Here is a 21,945-nt window from a genome sequence, read left to right as displayed (position 1 = left end):
CGGCTCAGTGGACCGGGCGGGTGATGATGTGGTCGACGATGCCGTAGTCCTTCGCCTGCTCGGCGGTGAACCACATGTCGCGATCGGAGTCGGCCTCGATCTTCTCGACCGTCTGGCCGGTGAATTCCGCGATCAGCTTGTTCATCTCGACCTTGGTCGACGCGTACAGCTCGGCCTGGATCGCGATGTCAGCCGCGGTGCCGCCGATGCCGGCCGAACCCTGGTGCATCATGATGCGCGCGTGCGGCAACGCATGGCGCTTGCCCTTGGTCCCGGCGGCGAGCAGGAACTGCCCCATCGACGCGGCCAGGCCCATCGCGTAGGTCGCGACGTCGCACTCGGCCAGACGCATGGTGTCGAAGATCGCCATGCCGGCGCTCACCGAACCACCGGGCGAGTTGATGTACATGTGAATGTCTTTGGTCGGATCCTCGGCCGAGAGCAGCAGGATCTGCGCGCACAGTCGGTTCGCGATGTCGTCATCGACCTGGGTGCCGAGGAAGATGATCCGCTCGCGCAGCAGCCGCTCGAAGACCGAGTCGGACAGACTCAGGCCGCTGACGCCGGACGTCGCCGTCGGCGACAACGAGGATTGCGACAGCGAATGCGCCGGGGAGAACTCAGTCACGAATGCCTACCTTCGCTCGGAAATGCCTTACTTGTGGGACACGCGGTGTGTCTGGTGTTGACACCGACCCTAACGAAGAAGGGCGGCGCCGGAGTCCCGGCACCGCCCTTCTTCGCTGACAGCAGAAGAATTAGAATTACTCGGCTGCGTCTTCTTCGTTCGCGGGCTCACCGAAGAACTCGTCGGTATCGACGACGGTCCCGGCGGTGTCCTTGACGGCGACCTTGTTCACCACCGACGCCAGCGCCTTGCCGCGGCGGACATCGGCGTACACCGCGCCCACCTGGCCGGCCTGCTGCAGACGGTTGATGAACTCCTGCGGGGCCATGCCGTACTGCTGCGCCTGGAACAGGATCTGCTGGGTCAGCTCGTCCTGGCTGACCTCGGTCTCCTGCTGATCGGCGATCGCGTCCAGCAGCAGCTGGCGGGTGATCGACTCCTCGGCGGTCTCGCGGGCCTTCTTCTCGAATTCCTCACGGGTGGTGTCCTGTGCCTCGAAGAGCTTCGCGATCTGCTCGTCGTCATGCCCCAGGCTGTGGAAGATCGGCTCCAGCTGCGCCTCGACCTCGGCGTCGACGACCTTCTCCGGCAACGGGATGTCGACCGACTCGATCAGCTTGGCCAGCACCGCATCCCGGACCTCCCCGGCCTGCTGCATGCGGCCCGAACGCGCGACGCGCTCGGCCAGGTCGGCCTTCAGCTCGTCGATGGTGTCGAATTCGCTTGCCATCTGCGCGAAATCGTCGTCGGCGGCCGGCAGCTCGCGCTCCTTGACCGAGTTCACCGTGACCGTGACGGTCGCGTCCTCGCCCGAATGCTCACCGGCGACGAGCTTGGTCTCGAACTGCTTCTCCTCGCCCGTCTTGAGCCCGATCAGCGCCTCGTCCAGACCGTCGATCAGCTGGCCCGAACCCACCTCGTGCGACAGGCCGCTGGTGGTGGCTTCCTCGACCGGCTGGCCGTCGACCGTGGCCGCCATGTCGATCGACACGAAGTCGCCGTCCTGCACCGCCCGGTCGACACCGACGAGGGTGCCGAAGCGCTGCTGCAGCGCCTTGAGCTGCTCGTCAACCGCGTCGTCATCCGACTTGACCGGCTCGACCTCGACCGACAGGGCGGTGTACTCGGGCAGATCGAACTCGGGACGGACGTCGACCTCGGCGGTGAAGTTGACCGGCTGGCCGTACTCGAGGTCGGCGACGTCGATCTCGGGCTGGCCGATGGCCTTGGTCTCGGTCTCCTCGACGGCGGCCGAGTACTTGGCCGGCAGCGCGTCGTTGACGACCTGCGCCAGCACGGTGTCGCGGCCCACGCGGGCCTCGATCAGCTTGGCCGGCGCCTTGCCCGGCCGGAATCCGGGGATCCGCACCTGCTGCGCCAGCGACTGATATGCCCGCGCGAAGTCCGGCTCGAGCTCCTCGAACGGAACCTCGACGCTCAACTTCACTCGGGTCGGGCTCAACTGCTCGACGGTGCTCTTCACTGCGCTCTGACTCCTCATGCGTTGTCCTACTGGATACCGACTTCGGTGATCGGCGTGGTCGGGATGACAGGATTTGAACCTGCGACCCTCCGCTCCCAAAGCGGATGCGCTACCAAGCTGCGCCACATCCCGTCGGTGCAGGTCACAAACAAACGGTCTCCGGCCTGCCCCAGGCACTACCGGCGATTCAGGCGCGGCGCATGCCAACCGCAAATAGTACGTGCCCGACCACAGCGCGAGAAATCGAGTGCCAGCAGCTGAGCACATGTGCCCGTACGCACCCGATTTCGTTGCCGACGCCGGTTCGCGGTACAGTCTGCTGCGCACACGGCCGGTGGCGATCCCATCGTGTCGTATGCACGCGGGTGTAGCTCAATGGTAGAGCCCTAGTCTTCCAAACTAGCTACGCGGGTTCGATTCCCGTCACCCGCTCCGCAGGTCAGAAGGCATCGCCTTCTGGCCTTTTCCTTTGGGTCAGCTGCCGTCGAGATCCGAATCATCAAAGACTCGCACAGACAGCCGGATCGGCTGGAGATACCCGGCCCGAGAGCGCCCCGCTCACAGGGCCGGGTAGCGGTTGAGGTTGGTGGGACAACCGCAGTTAGAAACAATAGCAGCAATATGTCCCAATGTATCTACCACTGTCGCGTCGAGCGAGGCTATCCGGTGTTCTCCAGGCCGAGCTCTCCCGTGTTGCCGACGGTGGAGACCCGGCTGATCGCGCGCATCTTGTTCTCGGCGTCGAGTGCGGCCACCTTGTACGCCTCGCAGAGCGTCGGGTAGTTGAAGACTGCGTCGACCAGGTAGTCGACGGTCCCGCCCAGGCCCATCACCGTCTGGCCCACGTGCACGAGTTCACACGCATTGCTGCCGAAAACATGGACGCCCAATATCTTCCGGGTATTCGCGTCGATCAGCAGCTTGAGCATGCCGTAGGCGTCGCCCATGATTGCGCCGCGGGCCAACTCGCGGTAGCGACTGATGCCCACCTCGAACGGGATATCGGCAGCCGTCAGCTCGTCTTCGGTACGGCCGACGTAGCTGACTTCGGGGATCGAGTAGATACCGATCGGCTGCTCCCCCTCGGACTCGCCCACCGGCTCGCCGAACGCGTGATACGCGGCCCGCCTCCCCTGCTCCATCGAGGTGGCGGCAAGCGCCGGAAACCCGATCACATCACCGACGGCGTAGATATGGCTGACCTCGGTGCGGAAGTGCGGATCGACCGTCAATCGGCCACGTGCGTCGGCGGTCAGCCCCGCATCACTCACGTTCAGCTCGTCGGTGACGCCTTGTCTCCCCGCCGAATACAGCACGGTGTCGGCCGGGATCTTCTTCCCCGACTCCAGGATCGTCAGGGTGCCCGAAGGATGCTTCTCGACGGTCTTCACCGATTCGCCGAAGCGGAATGTGACCCCGCGATCGCGCAGCTGATACTGCAGAGCCTCGACGATCTCCCGATCACAGAAGTCGAGCATCGTCGACCGCTTCTCCACGACCGTGACCTTGGTGCCGAGCGCAGCGAACATCGACGCATACTCGATGCCGATCACACCCGCGCCGACCACCACCATCGACATCGGCACCCGGTCCATACCAAGGATCTGATCCGAATCGACGATGGTCGCGCCGTCGAAGTCGACGGATTCCGGGCGCGCCGGCCGAGTGCCGACGGCGATGACGAAATTGTCCGCGGTCACCGTTTTGTGGTCGCCGCCGGTGGTAACGACATCTATCTCGTGCGGCCCGGTGAAGCGAGCCGAGCCGACGATCATCTGGACCCGGTTGCGGGATAGCTGATTCTGTACGACGTCAATCTCCCGACCGATCACGTGCTGCGTCCGGGACGACAGGTCGCCGACCGTGATGTCGTCCTTGAGCCGATACGACTCGCCGTACAACTCCCGCTGATTGAGGCCGGTCAGGTACAGCACCGCTTCGCGCATCGTCTTCGACGGAATGGTGCCGGTGTTGATGCACACTCCGCCGACCATGTCGCGGCGTTCGATGACCGCGGCCCGTTTGCCGAGTTTCGCAGCCGCGATCGCAGCTTTCTGTCCCGCCGGTCCGGATCCGATGACAAGCAGATCGAAATGGTCCATGCGATAACTGTCCCGCATCTGTCACGATCGCACCGGACAAGCGCGCCGTCCGCCTGCGTCAGGCCGCCCGGATCAGCCCGCAGCCTGGCAGGACGGGCACCAGTAGAGCTTGCGGGCCGCGAGCTCGGCCAGCATGACGGGTGTACCGCAGATCCGGCACGGTTCGCCCGCCCGGCGGTACACGTAGGTGCGCGGCCGGTCGGGCGCATACGACGGCGCGCCGTGGTCGTCTTCGGGCCGCACCACATGCATGCGACCCTTGCGCACGCCGATCCGCATCAGGGCGACGAGGTCGTCCCACATCGCCTTCCACTGCGCCTCCGATAGCTCTCGGCCGGGCGTCATCGGTGGGATGCGGTGGCGGAACAGCAGTTCGGCGCGATACACGTTGCCGACGCCGGCGAGCACCTTCTGGTCCATCAACAGCTGCGCGATCGGCTGACCCGATCGGGAGATCCGTGCCCAGGCCCGAGCCGGATCGGCGTCGCGCCGCAGCGGGTCCGGACCGAGCCGATCGGTCAGTGCGGAAAGATCTGCGGCGCTGTAGATCTCGCACGCGGTCGGGCCGCGCAGGTCCGTGCCGGTATGTGCACCGACGATCCGCATGCGCACCTGCCCGACCGGATCGGGCAGCGGCACCGGGTGATCGGTGAACGCGCCATACAGACCGAGGTGGACATGGACGAGCAGTCCCCCGGCGTACTCATGGACGAGGTGCTTGCCCCAGGCCTGCGCGCCGACGAACTCGCGGCCGTCCAATCGCGCCGCCTCGACCGCGAACCGCCCCTGCGGGCTGGTCACCGAGACCTGTTGACCCGCAAAGCGCTTCTTGTGGTCGCGGGCCAGTCGGTGCAGCGTGTGGCCCTCGGGCACGGCGCTACGCCTGCGGAACCGGCGGCGGGGTGTGGGTGGTCTCGTATTCGGCCAGAATGTCGATGCGGCGCTGGTGGCGCGGCGCCTCCGACCACGGCGTCGCCAGGAAGGCGTCAGCGATCGCGAGCGCCTCCTCGAGCGGATGCATCCGGCCGCCGATGCCGATCAGCTGCGCGTTGTTGTGCTCGCGGGCCAGCTTCGCGGTTTCGACGCTCCAGGCCAGCGCGCAGCGAGCGCCCGGCACCTTGTTCGCCGCGATCTGCTCGCCGTTGCCGCTGCCGCCGAGCACGATGCCCAGGCTGCCCGGATCGGCGACCACCTTGCGGGCCGCGTCGATGCAGAAGGCCGGGTAGTCGTCGTCGGCGTCGTAGGCGTGTGCGCCGCAATCGATGACCTCGTGGCCGGCCGCCTTCAGATGCTCGGCGATGGCATTCTTCGTCTCGAATCCGGCGTGGTCCGCTCCCAGGTATACGCGCATGGCGACAATTGTTGCAGGTCGTCGGGCCAATTGTGCGCCGGGGTCAGCAGCCGATCGGAGCTCCGACTCAGTCGAATTCCGGATCCTCGGTACGAGTCCGTTTGAGCTCGTAGAAATGCGGGTAACCCGCGAGCGTCACCGAGGCGTCCCACAACTGTCCGGCCGTCTCACCGCGCGGAATGCGCGAGAGCACGGGCCCGAAGAATGCGGTGTCGTTGATGTGGATCGTCGGGGTGCCCACATCGTCGCCGACCTTGTCCATGCCCTGATGGTGGCTGGTCCGGATCGCCTCGTCGAATTCGGTCGAGCTCGCCGCGGCGGCGAGCTCGGTGGGCAGGCCGAGCTCCTCCAGCGATTCCTTGATGACCGGCGCGAAATCGTCATAGCCGCGGTTGTGGATCCGGGTGCCCATCGCCTCGTACAGCGGCGCCAGGATCTCGTCGCCCCGCTGCGCCTGCGCCGCCGCGATCACCCGCACCGGCTCCCAGGCCCGCGCCAGCCTCTCGGCGTACTCCGGCGGGATGTCCTTGCCCTCGTTGAGCACCGCCAGGCTCATCAGGTGGAAATTCACCTCGATGTCACGAACCTTCTCGACCTCGAGGATCCATCGAGAGGTGATCCAGCACCACGGGCAAAGCGGGTCGAACCAGAAGTCTGCGCGGTCTCGGTTACTCATACGTCCCAAGGTACAACCGTTCACGAGCCGACCCACCCCGAGCGCGTGACCACTACGGTGGTGACGACGAGATCCCCGCGAGCGAATGCGAGAACACATGGCAGCGCCCAACCTGACCCGGGACGCCGCGCAACAGCGCGCCCAGACCGTCTCGGTCACCAACTACACGATCGACCTGGACCTGCGCCCGGACGCGACGAGCCAGGGTGACAAGCACTTTCGCTCGACCACCACGGTCACCTTCAGCGCCACGCCGGGTTCGGACACCTTCATCGACCTGATCGCCGCCACGGTGCACGAGGCGACGCTCAACGGCAACCCGGTCGACGTGTCCGGCTATGACGAGGAAACGGGCATCGCGCTCACCGGGCTCGCCGCCGACAACACCCTGACCGTGGTGGCCGACTGCGTGTACTCGCACACCGGCGAGGGCCTGCATCGATTCGTCGACCCGACCGATCAGGCCGTGTACCTCTACTCCCAGTTCGAGACCGCCGACGCCAAGCGGATGTTCGCCTGCTTCGATCAGCCCGACCTCAAGGCGACGTTCGACGTGCGGGTGCAGGCGCCCGCCGACTGGCAGGTGATCTCGAACGGCGCCCCCAGTGCCGAGTCCGGTTCCGGCAGCTTCGTTTTCGCCACTACCCCACTGATGAGCACCTACCTGGTGGCGCTCATCGCCGGTCCGTACGCGAAGTGGACGGATCAGTACACGGACGAGCACGGCACCATCGATCTCGGCATCTACTGCCGCGCATCGCTGGCCGACCACATGGACGCCGACCGCCTGTTCACCGAGACCAAGCAGGGTTTCGGCTTCTATCACCAGAACTTCGGAATCCCCTATGCGTTCGGCAAGTACGACCAGCTCTTCGTCCCCGAGTTCAACGCGGGCGCGATGGAGAACGCCGGTGCCGTGACATTCCTGGAGGACTACGTCTTCCGGTCCAAGGTCACCGGGTACCTGTACGAGCGCCGCGCCGAGACCGTGCTGCACGAGATGGCGCACATGTGGTTCGGCGACCTGGTCACCATGAAGTGGTGGGATGACCTGTGGCTCAACGAGTCCTTCGCCACCTTCGCCTCGGTCTTATGTCAGGCCGAGGCCACCGAATACAAGAACGCCTGGACGACGTTTGCGAACGTCGAGAAGTCGTGGGCCTACCGGCAGGACCAGCTGCCGTCGACGCACCCGGTCGCCGCCGACATCCCCGACCTGGCCGCCGTCGAGGTCAACTTCGACGGCATCACCTATGCCAAGGGGGCGTCGGTCCTCAAGCAGCTGGTCGCCTACGTGGGGCTCGATCATTTCCTCGCCGGCCTGCGCGACTACTTCGCCGCGCACCAGTTCGACAATGCCACGTTCGCGGATCTGCTTGGTGCGCTGGAGCGTTCGTCCGGACGCGATCTGTCCGACTGGGGCACGCAGTGGCTCAAGACCACCGGCATCAACGTGCTACGACCCGATTTCGACGTGGACGCGGACGGCAACTTCACCCGCTTCGAGATCGTGCAGGAGGGTGCCGCGCCCGGCGCCGGCGAGACGCGAGTGCATCGTCTGGCGGTCGGTGTGTACGACGACGATCAGGGAAAGCTGGTGCGCGTCAAGCGGGTCGAGCTCGATGTCGAGGGCGAGCGCACCAGCGTCGACGAGCTCGTCGGCAGTTCGCGCGGGAAGCTGGTGCTGCTCAACGACGACGACCTCACCTACTGCTCGGTACGCCTCGACGACGACTCGCTGGCAGTGGCCACCAGCCGGATCGCCGATATCGCCGACTCGATGCCGCGGACGCTGGTGTGGTCGGCGGCCTGGGAGATGACGCGACAGGCGCAGATGCGGGCCCGCGACTTCGCCGCCCTGGTACAGCAGGGCATCGGCGCCGAGTCCGAAATCGGTGTGGTGCAACGGGTTCTGCTGCAGGCACAGACGGCGATCGGCTCCTATGCCCACCCCGAGTGGGCGGCGCAGACCGGCTGGCCGACCTTCAGCAGGCGATTGCTCGAACTCGCGCGCGGCGCCGATGCCGGCTCCGATCATCAGCTGGCATTCGTCAACACGCTGTTGTCCAGTGTGCTGCCCGACGATGTGGTGGGCGTGCTCGCCGAGCTGGTCGCCGGGGCCGCACCGGAATCGGTCGACTTGCCCGGCCTGGTCATCGACACGGACCTGCGCTGGTCGCTGGTCACGGCGCTCGCGGCGGCGGGGCGCATCGACGCGGAATCCGCGGAGACGCCGGTGATCGACACCGAACTCGGCCGCGACAACACGGCCACCGGCGAACGGCGAGCCGCCACCGCCCGGGCCGCACGCCCGTCGGCCGAGGCCAAGGCGGCGGCCTGGCAGCAGGCCGTCTTCGACGACGAGCTGTCGAACACCCTGGGCCGCGCCGTGATCGGCGGCTTCGCGCGGGCGGGCCAGGAATCGCTCCTCACCCCGTACACGGCGCAATACTTCGCCGCGGCGCAGGACGTCTGGGATCGACGCACGAGCGAGGTCGCCCAGTCGGTCATCGTCGGCCTCTACCCGGGCTGGGCCATCGACGATGCCGCCATCGCGGCCGCCGACGACTTTCTCGCCGGAGATCACCCGCCCGCCCTGCGACGGCTGATCTCAGAGGGACGCGACGGCGTCGTCCGATCGCTGCGGAACCGGCGGTACGACGCGAGCTAGCGCCACGCGTCCAGAATGCGACGAACCCCGCAGGTCTCACCTGCGGGGTTCGTCCGTCAGCTAGTGGACTGCGTCCGAATCAGGAACGCTTGGCGGCGTTGGCCATCACCCGGATACCGGAGACCAGACCGTCGACCAGGTCACCCGAGCGGAAGCCAGCGATCGCGGCCGTGACACCCAGCTGCGCGACGCGATCGTTCACGCGGTCGGCCACCTTGGCGCCGGACACCACGACGACATCCTTGGAATTCGGCGAAACGGCCAGCAGCGCGGCATGTTCCGGTTCCGGAACACCGGGCAGCACCTTCTCGGCACCCGCGACGGCGTCATCGCCCAGGTCGCCGATGTAGATCGAGAACCGCACCAGCGCCTCGTCGCTCGCCTTCGACAGGGTCTCGTCGAGGGCGACGAGTTCCTTGGTCGTGAACGGCGGCGTCGTCACGTCAGCACCCGGCTGCCGCGCGATCGACAGGCGGCCGCTGGTGGTGATGGCCGTGCCCAGGGGCAGATTGTTCGGGTCGATGTGCGCCGGGAGCGAGAACCCGCCGTGATCACCACTTGCCATGAGCCGAGCCTCCGATCTCGATGTCGCCGTGGCCGTGCTCAGGCGCGGCGACCGGCCCGTCCTCCGTCGCGCTCAGCAGCAGCGGCTCATGCGTCCACTTCTGATCGAGCGAGTACGTCTGCTGCTTGGGGTACTTCGAACCGCGGGCGAACAACATGGACACGACGCACGCGAGCACGAAAACGATCGTGATAATCGTGACCGGCATGCCGATCGGAACAATCAGACTTTCCACTTCGCCCTTACCTTCCGCAACACGGGGAGTCCGCAAACACAGGGAATGTTCCCTTGAAATCTATCCGACGGGCTGTCGTAGAGTCACGCAGCCCCGGCATTGAGATATTGCGTCCACGTCGGATCGATCGCAGCCGCGTCCTTCACCGTCGACAGCAGGCGCCACTGCGTGCCGTTCGGCGCGGCGAGCTTGGTGGTGAGAGTCCAGCCGAGTTCCGAGAGCAACCGATCGGCTTTGCGATGGTTGCAACTGGCGCAACATGCGACACAGTTGTCCCAGCTGTGCTCCCCGCCTCGGCTGCGCGGCACCACGTGGTCGACCGTGTCCGCGCGTCCGCCACAGTATCCGCACCGGTGCCCGTCGCGATGCATCAGCGCGGCCCTGGTCAGCGGCACGACCGAGCGGAACGGGACCTTGACGTAGGTGCGCAGCCGGATCACCGACGGCATGTCGAGGGTGAGTCCGGCCGAATGCACCTGGGCGCCGGCGGTCTCGGTATGCAGCACCTCGGCACGCTCACGGAGCAACAGGACGATCGCTCGACGGCCGCTGATCGCATGCAGCGGCTCATAGGTCGCGTTGAGCAGCAGCACTCGTCGCTGCCCGAGGCCTGCGGGCTGCGGACGTGCGACATGCAGTTCCGTCACGGCCGCAGGTCTGGTCGGATGCGGTCGGTTTCGCTTCATCCTGACGTGCCTTCGATCATCTGCGCTTCGGTGCGTGGCGCGCCCCGGCATCGCCGCACCGGGCGGCCGCGCCACGGCTAGTTGATCACGCCATCGGCCTCCATGCACGGCAATATCTGCATTTATCAGCAGGATGTTCGATGAACAGTCGGCGAACCGGACGCCTGCGGCGACGGTCCGGCCCTCACGCGCCCACCCGGCCGCGCGGTCCGTTCCCGATCGCGATGGAACAATGGCGACTGTGAGCGAACAGGAGCAGACTTTCTACGACGCGGTCGGCGGCCACGACACCTTCGCGGCGCTGATCGGCCGCTTCTACGAGGAAGTCGCCGCCGACCCGATCGTGCGTCCGCTCTATCCCGAGGAGGATCTCGGCCCCGCCGAGCGTCGCTTCTTACTGTTCATCGAGCAGTACTGGGGTGGCCCCCGGACGTACTCCGAGGAGCGCGGGCATCCCCGGCTGCGGATGCGCCACATGCCGTACAAGATCGGCCCGCTCGAACGCGACGCGTGGCTGCGCTGCATGCACACGGCGATCGCCTCGATCGACTCCGACCGCCTCGATGACGAGCATCGCTCCCGTCTTGTCGAATACATGGACTCGGCGGCGCAAATGCTGGTGAACTCTCCGCTATGACCGAATCGCCTGCCGCCGATCGCTCCGACCGACGGTGGTGGGCGGACGCGGTCTTCTATCAGATCTATCCGCGCTCGTTCGCCGACCTGTCGGGCGACGGCGTCGGCGACCTGCTCGGTGTCGCCGATCGCCTCGGCTACCTGGAACTGCTTGGGGTGGATGCCATCTGGCTGTCACCGGTGACCCGCTCCCCGATGGCCGACCACGGCTACGACGTCTCCGATCCCCGCGACATCGACCCGCTGTTCGGCGGGATGGCGGCGTTCGACGCGCTGCTGTCGGCGGCCCACGACAGCGACATCAAAGTCGTCATGGACCTGGTGCCGAACCACACCAGTCGCGAGCATCCCTGGTTCGAGGAGGCCCTCCGGAGTCCGACCGGCAGCGCGGCGCGCGAGCGCTACATCTTCCGCGACGGTCGCGGACCGTCAGGCGCCGAACCACCGAACAACTGGCGCAGCATCTTCGGCGGATCGGCGTGGACGCGGATCGCCGAGCCCGACGGCAGCCCCGGCCAGTGGTACCTGCACCTGTTCGCGCCCGAACAACCCGACCTCGACTGGAACAACCCCGAGGTGTGGGCCGACCTCGAGAAGACGATGCGCTTCTGGCTGGACCGCGGGATCGACGGCTTCCGCATCGATGTCGCCCACGGCATGGCCAAACCCCCTGGCCTGCCCGACATGCCGGCCACCCCCGACGGATCGGTCGTAGAACTGCTGACCGGCGACGAAAACGACATCCGATTCAACAATCCCGGCGTGCACCGCATTCACCGCAAGATCCGGCGCGTCCTCGACGACTACCCGGATGCGGTGGCGATCGGCGAGATCTGGGTCCGCGACGGCAGCGAATTCGCCCAATACGTGCGGCCCGACGAGCTGCATCTCGGATTCAACTTCGCGCTGGCCGAGGCGCCGTGGTCGGCGGCGCGCATCCGCACGGCGATCGACGAATCCCTGGCCGCCGTCCACGCGGTCCGCGCCGTGCCGACGTGGACGCTGTCCAACCATGACGTCGACCGCGAGGTGACGCGGCTGGCCAAGGGCGCCGACGCGGACGCCGGCCGCGACATCGGCACGAAGCGGGCGCGAGCGCTCATCCTGGTCGAATTGGCGCTGCCCGGAACGGCATTCATCTACAACGGCGCCGAGCTCGGCCTGCCGAATGTCGACCTGCCGGACTCGGCGCTGCAGGATCCGGTGTGGGAACGGTCCGGGCACACCGATCGCGGCCGCGACGGCTGCCGAGTTCCGCTGCCGTGGGGCGGCGACCGGCCGCCGTATGAGTTCAGCACCAGCGCCGACACCTGGCTGCCCATGCCGGACGACTGGGCATCGCTGACCACCGAGGCGCAGCTCGAGGACGCCGATTCGACCTTGTCGCTGTATCGGACAGCCATCGAACTGCGTAAGAGCAGAAGCGAATTCAGCGGCGATTCGATCGACTGGTACGGATCCCGTCCGGACGCGTTGGCATTTCGGCGCAGCGCGGGCGGCCTGATCTGCGTCGTGAACGCCGGTACCGAACCGATCGGCCTGCCGCCCGGCACACCGCTGCTGTCGAGCAGCCCGCTGACCGGCGAGGGGCTGCTGCCGCCCGACTCAGCCGCATGGCTCGTCCCGCCCGCAGCCGCCGACCGGGGCGCCTAGACCACGCTCAGGGTCAGGCCACCGGGCCGCCGGAAGTAGATCGAGCCGTAGCGGGCGTCGAGCCGCCCCCAGCTGCCCGCCATCGACACGCGGACCGGCTCGTCGGCAGCCACCTCGTCCACGGCCGTGTTCTCGGTGATCGCATCCCCACCGGGCAGGCGTATGAAACCCATGGCGCTCAGCGCGAAGACCGCGCGCATCGGGATCTCCAGCTGCGCACCGGCCGAACCGGTCACGGTGAGCACCGACTGATCGAGCAGCGATGCCGGCGGCCCCTTGGGACCGCCCTCGGTCCGGGCGACCTCGGCGCCGTCGCGCGCCAGCTGCACCAGAACGCGCGCGGGGACGTCGTCGATCCGCGTATACCCGCCGTCGGGCGGCAACGCCCCGGTCCAGGCGCTCGCCACCGACATCCCGACGTCGATGCTTTCCTCGGAACCGTTGGTCCGCAACATGTCTCGCAGTGACTGCGCGTCTACCACCAGATCGTCCGACGAGATCTCCGCGGGTGTGGCGCGGGTGGCTAGCACCTCGAACCCGGTGGTCACCCAGAGCCCGAGCAGACCGTCGGGCCGTTCTTTCATGCGCACCACGCCGGGGCCGCCGGCGCGCAGGGATGTGCCCAGGAAGGCCGCGATATCCGGCGCCGAGCGGACGTCGGACAACGTCAAACGGTTCTGGCTCATCGTTCCATCGTAGGGACCACCCTCAAACCCATCGGGAGATCACCGGACGAGACTGCGGATCTGGCGCGCCGCGACGGAGAGGGTGGCCAGATCGAGGCTGCCTGTGGCCTGGATATCCGCGAGGGTCGATTCGACCCGACCGATGCTGGACGCGTTGGACGACGCCCAGTCGCGAATCTTCACCTCAGGTGACTCGTCGGGCAGACCGATCTCCAGAACACGCTGCGTCAGCGCTCGCACCGCACCCTGCAGATCATCACGTAATGCCAAGCGTGCCAGTGCGTGCCACCGGTCGTTTCGGTCGAGTTGGGTGACCGCGTGCAACAGTTGATCCATCGCCAGCCGGTCCGCCAGCGCGAAATACAGCGCACCGACCTCATCGATACGGCGTTCGTTGATCTCGGAGATGTCGACGATGTCCAACAGGCTGAACTCGTCGAGACTCACCGACACCTCGGCCGCGAGGCCCGGATCGACGCCGGCCTCGACCAGACTCCGGGTCCGGTCCGCAACGCGCGCCGCTGCGCCGCCGCACAACCACTGCGGCACCCGTTCGCGGTAGCGCTCGACGCGATCCCGGTACCGCGCGATCTCCGCGCCCATCGCCAACGGCTGCGGCCGATTCGCCAGCTCCCATCGGCAGGCCCGGAACAGCAAGCGGCGCACATGATTACGCATGTCGGCGATCGTCTCGACGCCCACCGGCGCGGCATCGATACGTTCCCAGAGTTCGGGCATCCCGAAGATCTCGGTGATCGCCGCATACGACCGCAGCACGTCGATCGGCCCGGTGCCACTGCCCTCGGCCAGGCGGAACGCATGGGTGATGCCGCCTTGATCGACCACCTCGTTGACGAGGACCGTCGCAACGATCTCGCGCCGCAACGAGTGCCCGCGGATCTGCTCGGGGTAGTCGGTCTGCAGTCGGCGCGGGAAGTAGTTCAGCAGCCGGTCGGCGAACAGCCGATTGTCGGCGAGATCGGTCGAGAGCATCTCGGCCTTCAGCGTCAGCTTGACGTGCGCCATCAGCGTCGCTAGCTCCGGCGACGTGAGTCCCCGTCCCTCGGTATCGACGCGTTTGCGCAGCTGCCTGGGGGTCGGCAGGTCTTCGAGTTCGAGGTCGACGTCGTAGTCGCCGGCGAGCTGGGCCAGGAGCCGCGCGTGCACCTCCACGCGGTCGAGCGCCGTCGCCCGGGCCACGCCCAGCTCGGCGTTCTGCGAAATGTTGTCGGCCAGAACGAGGTCGGCGACCTCATCGGTCATCGAGGCGAGCACCCCATTGCGTTCCGCATCGGGCAGCAGCCCGGCGGAGATCGCCGACGCCAGCGCGATCTTGATATTGACCTCATGGTCGGAGCAGTCGACGCCGGCCGAGTTGTCCATCGCATCGGTGTTGATCCGGCCGCCCGCGAGGTCGAATTCGATACGCCCACGGCCCGTGGCGCCGAGGTTGCCGCCCTCCCCGACGACCTTGGCCCGCAGCTGATTCCCGTTCACCCGGATTGCGTCGTTGGCCTTGTCCCCCACCTCGTCGTTCGTCTCGGCCGAACTCTTGATGTAGGTGCCGATGCCGCCGTTCCACAACAGATCCACCGGCGCCAGCAGAATCGCCTTGATCAGATCTGGCGGCGCCATCTCGGTGATCTCGGGGTCGATCCCCAGCACCGCGGCGGCTTCGGGACTGACCGGAATCGACTTCCGGTCGCGTGGCCAGACCCCGCCGCCCGCACTGATGAGAGTCTCGTCGTAGTCGGCCCACGACGATCGCGGCAGCGCGAACATTCGGGCGCGCTCATCGAACGACTTCTGCGGCAGCGGATCCGGATCCAGGAATACGTGGCGGTGGTCGAACGCGGCCACCAGTCGGATATGCGGGGACAGCAGCATGCCGTTGCCGAACACGTCGCCGCTCATGTCGCCGATGCCCGCGACGGTGAACTCCTCGCGCTGGGTGTCGATACCCATCTCGCGGAAATGCCGCTTCACCGACTCCCACGCCCCCCGCGCGGTGATACCCATCTGCTTGTGGTCGTAACCGGCCGAACCACCGGACGCGAATGCATCGGCCAGCCAGAAACCGTATTGCTGGGCAACGGAATTGGCGATGTCGGAGAAGGTGGCCGTGCCCTTGTCCGCCGCCACCACGAGGTAGGCGTCGTCCTCGTCACGCCGCCGCACCCCGGCCGGCGGAATCGTCTTGCCGGTGGCCGGGTCGAGATTGTCGGTGATATCCAGCAGACCCGAGATGAATAGCCGATAGCAGGCGACGCCTTCGGCACGCTGTGCCTCCCGATCGGCGGCCGCGTCGCCGGTCGGGTTCGGTGGCCGTTTGACGATGAACCCGCCTTTGGCACCGACCGGCACGATCACCGCGTTCTTCACCGCTTGTGCCTTGACCAGGCCGAGGATCTCGGTGCGGTAGTCGACCAGTCGATCGGACCAGCGTAGCCCGCCGCGCGCCACCGCCCCGAACCGCAGGTGCACACCCTCGACGCGCGGCGAGTAGACGTAGATCTCGTGCAACGGCCGCGGCAGCGGGGTCTGCGGAATATCCCCGGGCCGCAACTTGAACGACAGCACCGCGTGATCGTTGTAATAGTTGGTCCGATCCGTCGCGGTGATCACCGAGACATATGCGCGCAGAATACGGTCGACGTCGAGACTGATGATCTCGCCGATGTCCGCCGACAGCTGCCCCAGAATCCGCTCGCGCTCAGCGTCATTCGCCGTACTCGGATCAAACGACCGCGCGAAGAGGTCGACGAGCCCGCGCGTCAGTACGACATGCTCCCCGAGTGTCTTCGCCAGATTGGCGGTGCGATACGGAAATCCGCATTGAGCCAAATACCGGCCGTATGCCCGGAGCATCGCCACCTGACGTCCGGAGATGCCGCAGCGGAGCACCAATTCGTTAAAGACGTCTATATCGGCCTCACCGCGCCAGATCTGCGCGAAGGCCTCGGCGAACCGGATCTCATGGTCGGGATCGTCGATCGGATACGGCGTCAGATCCTCGGGCAGCTCGATACCGAATTCATAGACCCAGCAGCGCATTCCGTCCGGACGCTCGAACTGGTACGGCCGCTCGTCGAGGACCTGCACGCCGAGACTCTGCAGGACCGGCAGCACGTCGGACAGCGTCGCATGCTGGCCCGCCTGATAGAAGGTGAACGACCAGCGCAGGTCGTGCGGCACCTCCTCCATCGTCGCGACCTTGGCCATGTTCTGCCCGACCCGAACGCCCAGCTGCCCCTCGGACAGGGCGTGGACGGCCATGATGTCCGCGAGTGCATCCTCCGGGAGTCGATCGGTCCGGTAGCGGTCGTTCAGAGCGGCGAGATACCGTCCGACCAGGTCCGTATCGACGTCGTCCTGCGCGGCGGCGTCGCGCACGCGCTCGTCCCACGTGCGGGCCGCGAGCGTCAGCACCTGCTGGATCTGCTGCTGCCGGGTGCCGCCCGTGTCCAGCGTGTCGACGTCGGCATGCTTGTCGGCCGGGACTCGCATCACGACGCGCAGCAGCGCGAGCACAGACTCGCCCACGCGGGCCGTGTATTCGAGCGACGATCCCGAAAGCTCTTGTGCCAGCAGATCCTGCAGCTCGAGTCGAAGCTTGGTGGTGTACCGGTCGCGCGGCACATAGACGAGCGCCGTGATCACCTGGCCGCCCGGTTCCGGCCGCAGGAACAACCGCAGCTCGCGCGTCGGCATGGCCGCCAGCACGTCATGCAGGATCCGGACGATCTCGTCGGACCTGGTGGTCAGCAGATCGCCGCGCCCGAATACCTGCATCAGCTCCAGCATCATGCGGCCGGTGTAGCTGTCGGGCAGGACATCCGCGTCACGCAAGACCGTGGCGACGCGGCGGGAGACCATCGGGATCTCGGTGATGTCGGCGTTCTCCGCGGTGACCGTGAACCAGCCGACGAATCGGTACACACCGACGATCGACCCGTCGGACCCATACCTGGTGACCCGCACGGCATAGGGGTAGTCCGACCGATGCACACCCGTCGGCAGATAGATCTGCTCGATGGACAGCGGACGGAACGGCGGGTCGCCCGGACGGTCGACCTCGTCGGGGCTCGTTCGCCAGATGCCCAGCTGCGGACCCTCGCCGCTCTCGGGTGCGCCGCCCAACGGAGTGAACCTGTTGTCGGCGAGCCAGCGCAACAGGGCCACGTGTTCGGCGTTGACCTCGAGCCCGGGCGCGCCCACATGCGGTTCGAGCTCGTCCGCGAGCGTCACCAGATGCTGTCGCAGGGTGGACAGGTCCTCATCGACCGCCTGTACCCGACCGAGGACGGCACGCACCCGCCGCGCGATCTCGTCGGTATCGACGGTGCCTCCGGCCGCGTCGGTGCGCGCCCAGATCCAGGACTCCCCCGCAATCACCGGATGCTCGACGTCGACGATGTTCAGCCCCGAATCATGCAGTGCCGAAAGCACACCTTCGACGAGCAGCGGCATGTCGTCGGCGACCGCGTAGACGTCGACACCCGCATCGTCGCGGGTACGACCGCGGACCTCGATGGTGCCCGGAGCCCGGCGCGCGGCCATCTCCGAATGGATGTCGAACCGCGCGCGGCGTTCCGGCGCGGCATCGTCCCGGTGAAAATACCCGCCGGGGTGGGGATCGGGTTCTGAGTCTCGGGCCACCGGATTACCTCCGTCGCTGCACGGGACTCAGTCCGCAGTCCCTAGCAGCGATGGTAGGCACCGCCGACGGCGCGTGTGCGCAATCGAGTCAGCATTCCGTCAATCGGGACATCAAATCGACCCGGGCCCTATGGCGCCGCGTCATTGGCCCGCGTCGCCGGAGAGCATCGGCCGGGGATCGAAAGTGACACGAACAGCGGCGATCAGACCGTCGACCACATGTGTCCAGTTGGCGACCTGCATCGGCGGGCCGCCGGCGATGTGCAGCTCCGACCAAGTGACGACGTCGGCGTCGTCGGCAAGCCGCAGGCGCACCTCATTGGCGGTGGTGGCGGCGAACATGCCCGCCAACCCGGCCAGGAACTCGTCGGGGCCTCTGGTCGATCCGAGCGCCCCGTCGAATGTCACTGTGGGCGAGAGGAATTCACGTAGCGGTTCCGGATCCCCGGCGGCCCAGCTGGCGAAATACAGCTCGGCGATCTCACGCGGGCTTGTCGGGCGAGGGCTGGCACTGGTTGTCATGCATTTCATGGTCACCGCGATCGACACATATGTCTAACAGATAGTTCAGATAGTTCCTACAATCATTGGTTATGGAACTGCATCAGCTGCGCTATGTCGTCGAGGTCGCCCGGCGCGGCTCGTTCACCGCGGCCGCACAGTCATTGCACGTGAGTCAGTCGGGCGTGTCGGCACAGGTCGCCAAGCTCGAGCGCGAGCTGGGCGTGCGAATCTTCGCCCGCGGTTCCCGGATCGCCACGCCCACCAGCGAGGGCGCGGCGCTGCTGCCGCACGCGCGTGCCGCTCTGGCGGCCGTCAGCCAGATCGACTCCACTGCAGCCGATCTCGCCGGGCTCGTGCGCGGCGAGGTTCGGGTGGGCACCGTCGTCGGCTGCACGATCCCGGGCTATCTGTCCGCGTTCGCCGCGTTTCGCGACGAGCATCCGGATATCGCGGTGAGCGCCCGCGAAGGCAACTCCGACATGCTGATTCAGTCGCTCCTCGCCGGCGACATCGACGTCGCCCTGGTCGCCCACGCCGGTCCACTGCCGAGTGAGTTCGACGTCTACCCGATCGTCGACGAACCGCTGGCCGTGGGCGTTCAGCAGCAGGACCCGTGGGCACATCGGCGGTCCCTACCCGTGGCGCGGCTCGTCGGGCAACCGGTGCTGACGCTGCCGAATGGCACCGGAGTGCGCAGCGCACTGATAAAGACCTGTGCTGCGGGCGGTGTGGACGTCGTGCCGGCGGTCGAGGCGCACTCGCCTGAAGCATTGATCGCCTTGGCATCTCACGGAGTCGGCAAGGCCGTGTTGACCGCATCCATGCTCGCGGGCAGCGACCTGGTCGCGATCCGGATCGAGGGTTCGGCACGGACATCGCTGTCGTTGGCGTCGGCGCCCACAGCCGGCACCGCCGCGCGAGCGTTCGCAAACGCTCTGCGCGGCGGTCTGGCCATTCGGGGCGCCACCAGCAGCTAACCCGTCGCCGCCTGCGGCGCCGGGATGGCGAGCCTACTGACCGCGGTCAGCCGCGAGTGAGCTTGCGGTGCGTCACGCGATGCGGCCGAGCCGCGTCGGCGCCGAGTCGCTCGACCTTGTTGGCCTCGTACGCTTCGAAGTTGCCTTCGAACCAGTACCACTGTCCCTCAGTGACATTGCCCTCCCACGCCAGGATGTGGGTACAGGTGCGGTCGAGGAACCAGCGGTCGTGGCTGATGACCACGGCGCAGCCCGGGAAGTTCTGCAGGGCGTTCTCCAGCGAGCTCAGGGTCTCGACGTCGAGGTCGTTGGTCGGCTCGTCCAGCAGGATCAGGTTGCCGCCCTCCTTCAGGGTCAGCGCGAGGTTCAGCCTGTTGCGCTCACCGCCCGAGAGCACCTCCGCCCGCTTCTGCTGATCGGGTCCCTTGAAGCCGAACGCGCTGACGTACGCCCGCGACGGCATCTCGTTCTGTCCGACCTCGATGTAGTCGTGGCCGCCCGAGACCACCTCCCACACGTTCTTCTTCGGATCGATGTTCGCGCGGTCCTGGTCGACGTAGCTGAGCTTGACGGTCTCGCCGACCTTCACCGAACCCGAGTCCGGCTCCTCGAGTCCGACGATCGTCTTGAACAGCGTGGTCTTACCGACACCGTTGGGGCCGATGACGCCGACGATGCCGTTGCGCGGCAAGGTGAACGACAGATCCTTGATCAGCACGCGGCCGTCGAAGCCCTTGTCCAGGTTCTTCACCTCGACCACGACGTCGCCGAGACGAGGCGGCGTCGGGATCTGGATCTCCTCGAAGTCGAGCTTGCGGGTCTTCTCGGCCTCGGTCGCCATCTCTTCGTACCGGGCAAGACGAGCCTTGTTCTTGGTCTGCCGGGCCTTGGCACCGGAACGCACCCAGGCGAGCTCTTCCTTGAGCCGCTTCTGCAGCTTCTGATCCTTCTTGCCCTGCACCTCGAGACGCTCGGCCTTCTTTTCGAGATAGGTCGAATAGTTGCCCTCGTACGGATGCAGCTTGCCGCGGTCGACCTCGCAGATCCACTGCGCGACATGATCGAGGAAGTACCGGTCGTGGGTGACGGCGAGCACGGCGCCCGGGTAGGACGCCAGGAACTGCTCGAGCCACAGCACGCTCTCCGCGTCGAGGTGGTTGGTGGGCTCGTCGAGGAGCAGCAGGTCGGGCTTCTGCAGCAGCAGCTTGCACAGCGCGACGCGTCGCCGCTCGCCGCCGGACAGGTTCGTGACCGGGGTATCGCCCGGCGGGCAGCGCAGCGCATCCATCGCCTGCTCGAGCTGCGAGTCGAGATCCCACGCGTCGGCGTGATCCAGCTCCTCCTGCAGCTTGCCCATCTCTTCCATGAGCTCGTCGGAGTAGTCGGTGGCCATCAGCTCGGCGACCTCGTTGAAGCGGTCGAGCTTGACCTTGATCTGGCCCATGCCCTCTTCGACGTTCTCGCGAACGGTCTTTTCTTCGTTGAGCGGGGGCTCCTGCAGCAGGATGCCGACGGTCGCGTCGGGATCGAGGAACGCCTCGCCGTTGGACGGCTGATCGAGGCCGGCCATGATCTTCAGGATCGACGACTTGCCGGCGCCGTTCGGACCGACCACGCCGATCTTGGCACCCGGATAGAACGACATCGTGACGTCGTCCAGGATCACCTTGTCGCCGTGCGCCTTACGCACCTTCTTCATCGTGTAAATAAATTCAGCCAATGGCTTTACCTCTCCTCAGCGCGCAACGCACAACAGGCATCCAGTGTAGAGACCCCGAACACGCCGCCGTTTTTGCGCCGACTCACCGTCCGCCGCGACGCTTGAGGCTGTACGACCGCGTATCCGGTGACTCACCGATGTGCAGTCGGCCGCGTGCGAGAACACCGATCACAATGATGCACGCCGCCAGTTGGTAGGCGGCGAACGCCCATTCCTGCAGACCCCAACTCGTTATCGTCAACAGAGTGATGGCCGCACCCACGGCGACCAGCGCATAGAACTCGATCCGCTCTGAAACTGAGTCGCGCCAGGCCTTCCTCAAAGTCGGCAGCAAAGCGACCGAATCCGCGACGATCGCGACCAGGACTGCCACCGGCGCCCGCCCCAGCCCCAGCCAGACGACCACCGCACTCGTCGCGACTACCCCGCACACCACGTCGAATACTCCGACTCGTACCCGCATATGTCGCGACAGTAGCGCCGATATCAGCACGATCGATGGGCCGACACCTGCCGACAGTGTCATCAGCGCGGGCAGGCCGACCCCCGAGTCCATTTGAGCCGAGAAGGCCACCATCGGTACCGCCGCCCACAGCGACCAGGTCACAACGTTCGGACGCGCCGCGCCGATCAGTGTCGCGTACGCGTACGAGATGCTTCCGACCAGGCTCAGTGCAGCACCGGCGATAACCCATCCAGGGTCGAGCACACCA

At 66.6% G+C, this 21,945-nt stretch carries 18 protein-coding genes and 2 tRNA genes; 5 read left to right on the top strand and 15 right to left on the bottom strand.

Annotated elements, in window-relative coordinates:
- Window positions 1–4 precede the first annotated feature (4 nt).
- From G341_RS0113065 to G341_RS0113055, 3 genes are all read right to left on the bottom strand, one after another.
- The gene (locus tag G341_RS0113065) at window positions 5–628 is read right to left on the bottom strand and encodes an ATP-dependent Clp protease proteolytic subunit (RefSeq protein ID WP_018179593.1); all 624 of its coding nucleotides are present in this window, start codon (window positions 626–628) and stop codon (window positions 5–7) included.
- Between the two features lie 136 nt (window positions 629–764).
- Window positions 765–2,111, bottom strand: a complete 1,347-nt coding sequence (gene tig, locus G341_RS0113060) for a trigger factor (protein ID WP_018179592.1) — start codon at window positions 2,109–2,111, stop codon at window positions 765–767.
- Window positions 2,112–2,166: 55 nt separating this feature from the next.
- Window positions 2,167–2,243, bottom strand: a tRNA-Pro gene (locus tag G341_RS0113055).
- A gap of 229 nt (window positions 2,244–2,472) precedes the next feature.
- On the opposite strand from G341_RS0113055, the gene G341_RS0113050 reads away from it, so the two are divergent.
- Window positions 2,473–2,543 (top strand) — tRNA-Gly (locus G341_RS0113050).
- 227 nt (window positions 2,544–2,770) lie between these two features.
- On the opposite strand, the gene sthA is transcribed toward G341_RS0113050, so the two are convergent.
- The 4 genes from sthA to G341_RS0113030 form a co-directional block, all read right to left on the bottom strand.
- Window positions 2,771–4,213, bottom strand: coding sequence for a Si-specific NAD(P)(+) transhydrogenase (sthA, locus tag G341_RS0113045; protein ID WP_018179591.1), 1,443 nt, complete (start codon window positions 4,211–4,213; stop codon window positions 2,771–2,773).
- 72 nt (window positions 4,214–4,285) lie between these two features.
- Window positions 4,286–5,086 (bottom strand): Fpg/Nei family DNA glycosylase, encoded by an 801-nt coding sequence (locus G341_RS0113040; RefSeq protein WP_018179590.1) that lies wholly within the window; start codon window positions 5,084–5,086, stop codon window positions 4,286–4,288.
- A gap of 4 nt (window positions 5,087–5,090) precedes the next feature.
- Window positions 5,091–5,564, bottom strand: a complete 474-nt coding sequence (locus G341_RS0113035) for a ribose-5-phosphate isomerase (RefSeq protein WP_018179589.1) — start codon at window positions 5,562–5,564, stop codon at window positions 5,091–5,093.
- 67 nt (window positions 5,565–5,631) lie between these two features.
- The gene (locus G341_RS0113030) at window positions 5,632–6,240 is read right to left on the bottom strand and encodes a mycothiol-dependent nitroreductase Rv2466c family protein (protein ID WP_018179588.1); all 609 of its coding nucleotides are present in this window, start codon (window positions 6,238–6,240) and stop codon (window positions 5,632–5,634) included.
- 97 nt (window positions 6,241–6,337) lie between these two features.
- On the opposite strand from G341_RS0113030, the gene pepN reads away from it, so the two are divergent.
- Window positions 6,338–8,911, top strand: a complete 2,574-nt coding sequence (gene pepN / locus G341_RS0113025) for an aminopeptidase N (RefSeq protein WP_018179587.1) — start codon at window positions 6,338–6,340, stop codon at window positions 8,909–8,911.
- Window positions 8,912–8,990: 79 nt separating this feature from the next.
- On the opposite strand, the gene G341_RS0113020 is transcribed toward pepN, so the two are convergent.
- From G341_RS0113020 to G341_RS0113010, 3 genes are all read right to left on the bottom strand, one after another.
- Entirely contained in the window at window positions 8,991–9,476 is a 486-nt protein-coding gene (locus G341_RS0113020) for a DUF5130 domain-containing protein (RefSeq protein ID WP_018179586.1), read from the bottom strand.
- On the bottom strand, window positions 9,463–9,711 hold the full coding sequence (gene ctaJ / locus G341_RS0113015) for an aa3-type cytochrome oxidase subunit CtaJ (RefSeq protein WP_026303624.1): 249 nt from the start codon (window positions 9,709–9,711) through the stop codon (window positions 9,463–9,465). Before ctaJ ends, G341_RS0113020 begins: the two co-directional genes overlap by 14 nt.
- An 83-nt stretch (window positions 9,712–9,794) precedes the next feature.
- On the bottom strand, window positions 9,795–10,397 hold the full coding sequence (locus G341_RS0113010; RefSeq protein WP_018179584.1) for an HNH endonuclease: 603 nt from the start codon (window positions 10,395–10,397) through the stop codon (window positions 9,795–9,797).
- 232 nt (window positions 10,398–10,629) lie between these two features.
- Here G341_RS0113010 and G341_RS0113005 point away from each other — a divergent pair, with 232 nt between their 5' ends.
- Together G341_RS0113005 and G341_RS0113000 are read left to right on the top strand one after the other, a co-directional pair.
- The gene (locus G341_RS0113005; protein ID WP_018179583.1) at window positions 10,630–11,034 is read left to right on the top strand and encodes a globin; all 405 of its coding nucleotides are present in this window, start codon (window positions 10,630–10,632) and stop codon (window positions 11,032–11,034) included.
- Complete coding sequence (locus G341_RS0113000; RefSeq protein WP_018179582.1) at window positions 11,031–12,686, top strand: glycoside hydrolase family 13 protein; 1,656 nt, start codon at window positions 11,031–11,033, stop codon at window positions 12,684–12,686. Before G341_RS0113005 ends, G341_RS0113000 begins: the two co-directional genes overlap by 4 nt.
- Here G341_RS0113000 and G341_RS0112995 read toward each other — a convergent pair.
- The 3 genes from G341_RS0112995 to G341_RS0112980 form a co-directional block, all read right to left on the bottom strand.
- Entirely contained in the window at window positions 12,683–13,372 is a 690-nt protein-coding gene (locus tag G341_RS0112995; RefSeq protein WP_018179581.1) for a DUF8185 domain-containing protein, read from the bottom strand. The genes G341_RS0113000 and G341_RS0112995 overlap by 4 nt on opposite strands.
- A 39-nt stretch (window positions 13,373–13,411) precedes the next feature.
- Window positions 13,412–17,932, bottom strand: coding sequence for an NAD-glutamate dehydrogenase (locus G341_RS0112990; protein ID WP_018179580.1), 4,521 nt, complete (start codon window positions 17,930–17,932; stop codon window positions 13,412–13,414).
- A gap of 240 nt (window positions 17,933–18,172) precedes the next feature.
- Window positions 18,173–18,553 carry a nuclear transport factor 2 family protein gene (locus tag G341_RS0112980; protein WP_043451534.1) on the bottom strand — a complete coding sequence of 127 codons (381 nt, stop codon included), beginning with the start codon at window positions 18,551–18,553 and terminating at the stop codon, window positions 18,173–18,175.
- A gap of 71 nt (window positions 18,554–18,624) precedes the next feature.
- Between G341_RS0112980 and G341_RS0112975 the strand changes: the two genes are divergently transcribed.
- Window positions 18,625–19,512: a LysR family transcriptional regulator gene (locus tag G341_RS0112975; RefSeq protein ID WP_018179578.1), complete on the top strand. Its 888-nt coding sequence runs from the start codon at window positions 18,625–18,627 to the stop codon at window positions 19,510–19,512.
- 46 nt (window positions 19,513–19,558) lie between these two features.
- On the opposite strand, the gene ettA is transcribed toward G341_RS0112975, so the two are convergent.
- Window positions 19,559–21,232 carry an energy-dependent translational throttle protein EttA gene (ettA, locus tag G341_RS0112970; protein WP_026303622.1) on the bottom strand — a complete coding sequence of 558 codons (1,674 nt, stop codon included), beginning with the start codon at window positions 21,230–21,232 and terminating at the stop codon, window positions 19,559–19,561.
- Between the two features lie 82 nt (window positions 21,233–21,314).
- Window positions 21,315–21,941 carry a hypothetical protein gene (locus tag G341_RS0112965; RefSeq protein ID WP_018179576.1) on the bottom strand — a complete coding sequence of 209 codons (627 nt, stop codon included), beginning with the start codon at window positions 21,939–21,941 and terminating at the stop codon, window positions 21,315–21,317.
- Between the last annotated feature and the right edge of the window lie 4 nt (window positions 21,942–21,945).

This window comes from Jongsikchunia kroppenstedtii DSM 45133, from assembly GCF_000380485.1.
In the GTDB taxonomy this organism is placed as follows: domain Bacteria; phylum Actinomycetota; class Actinomycetes; order Mycobacteriales; family Mycobacteriaceae; genus Jongsikchunia; species Jongsikchunia kroppenstedtii.
Note: the sequence above shows the minus strand (reverse complement) of the source record. Positions and strands in the feature narration are given on the sequence as shown.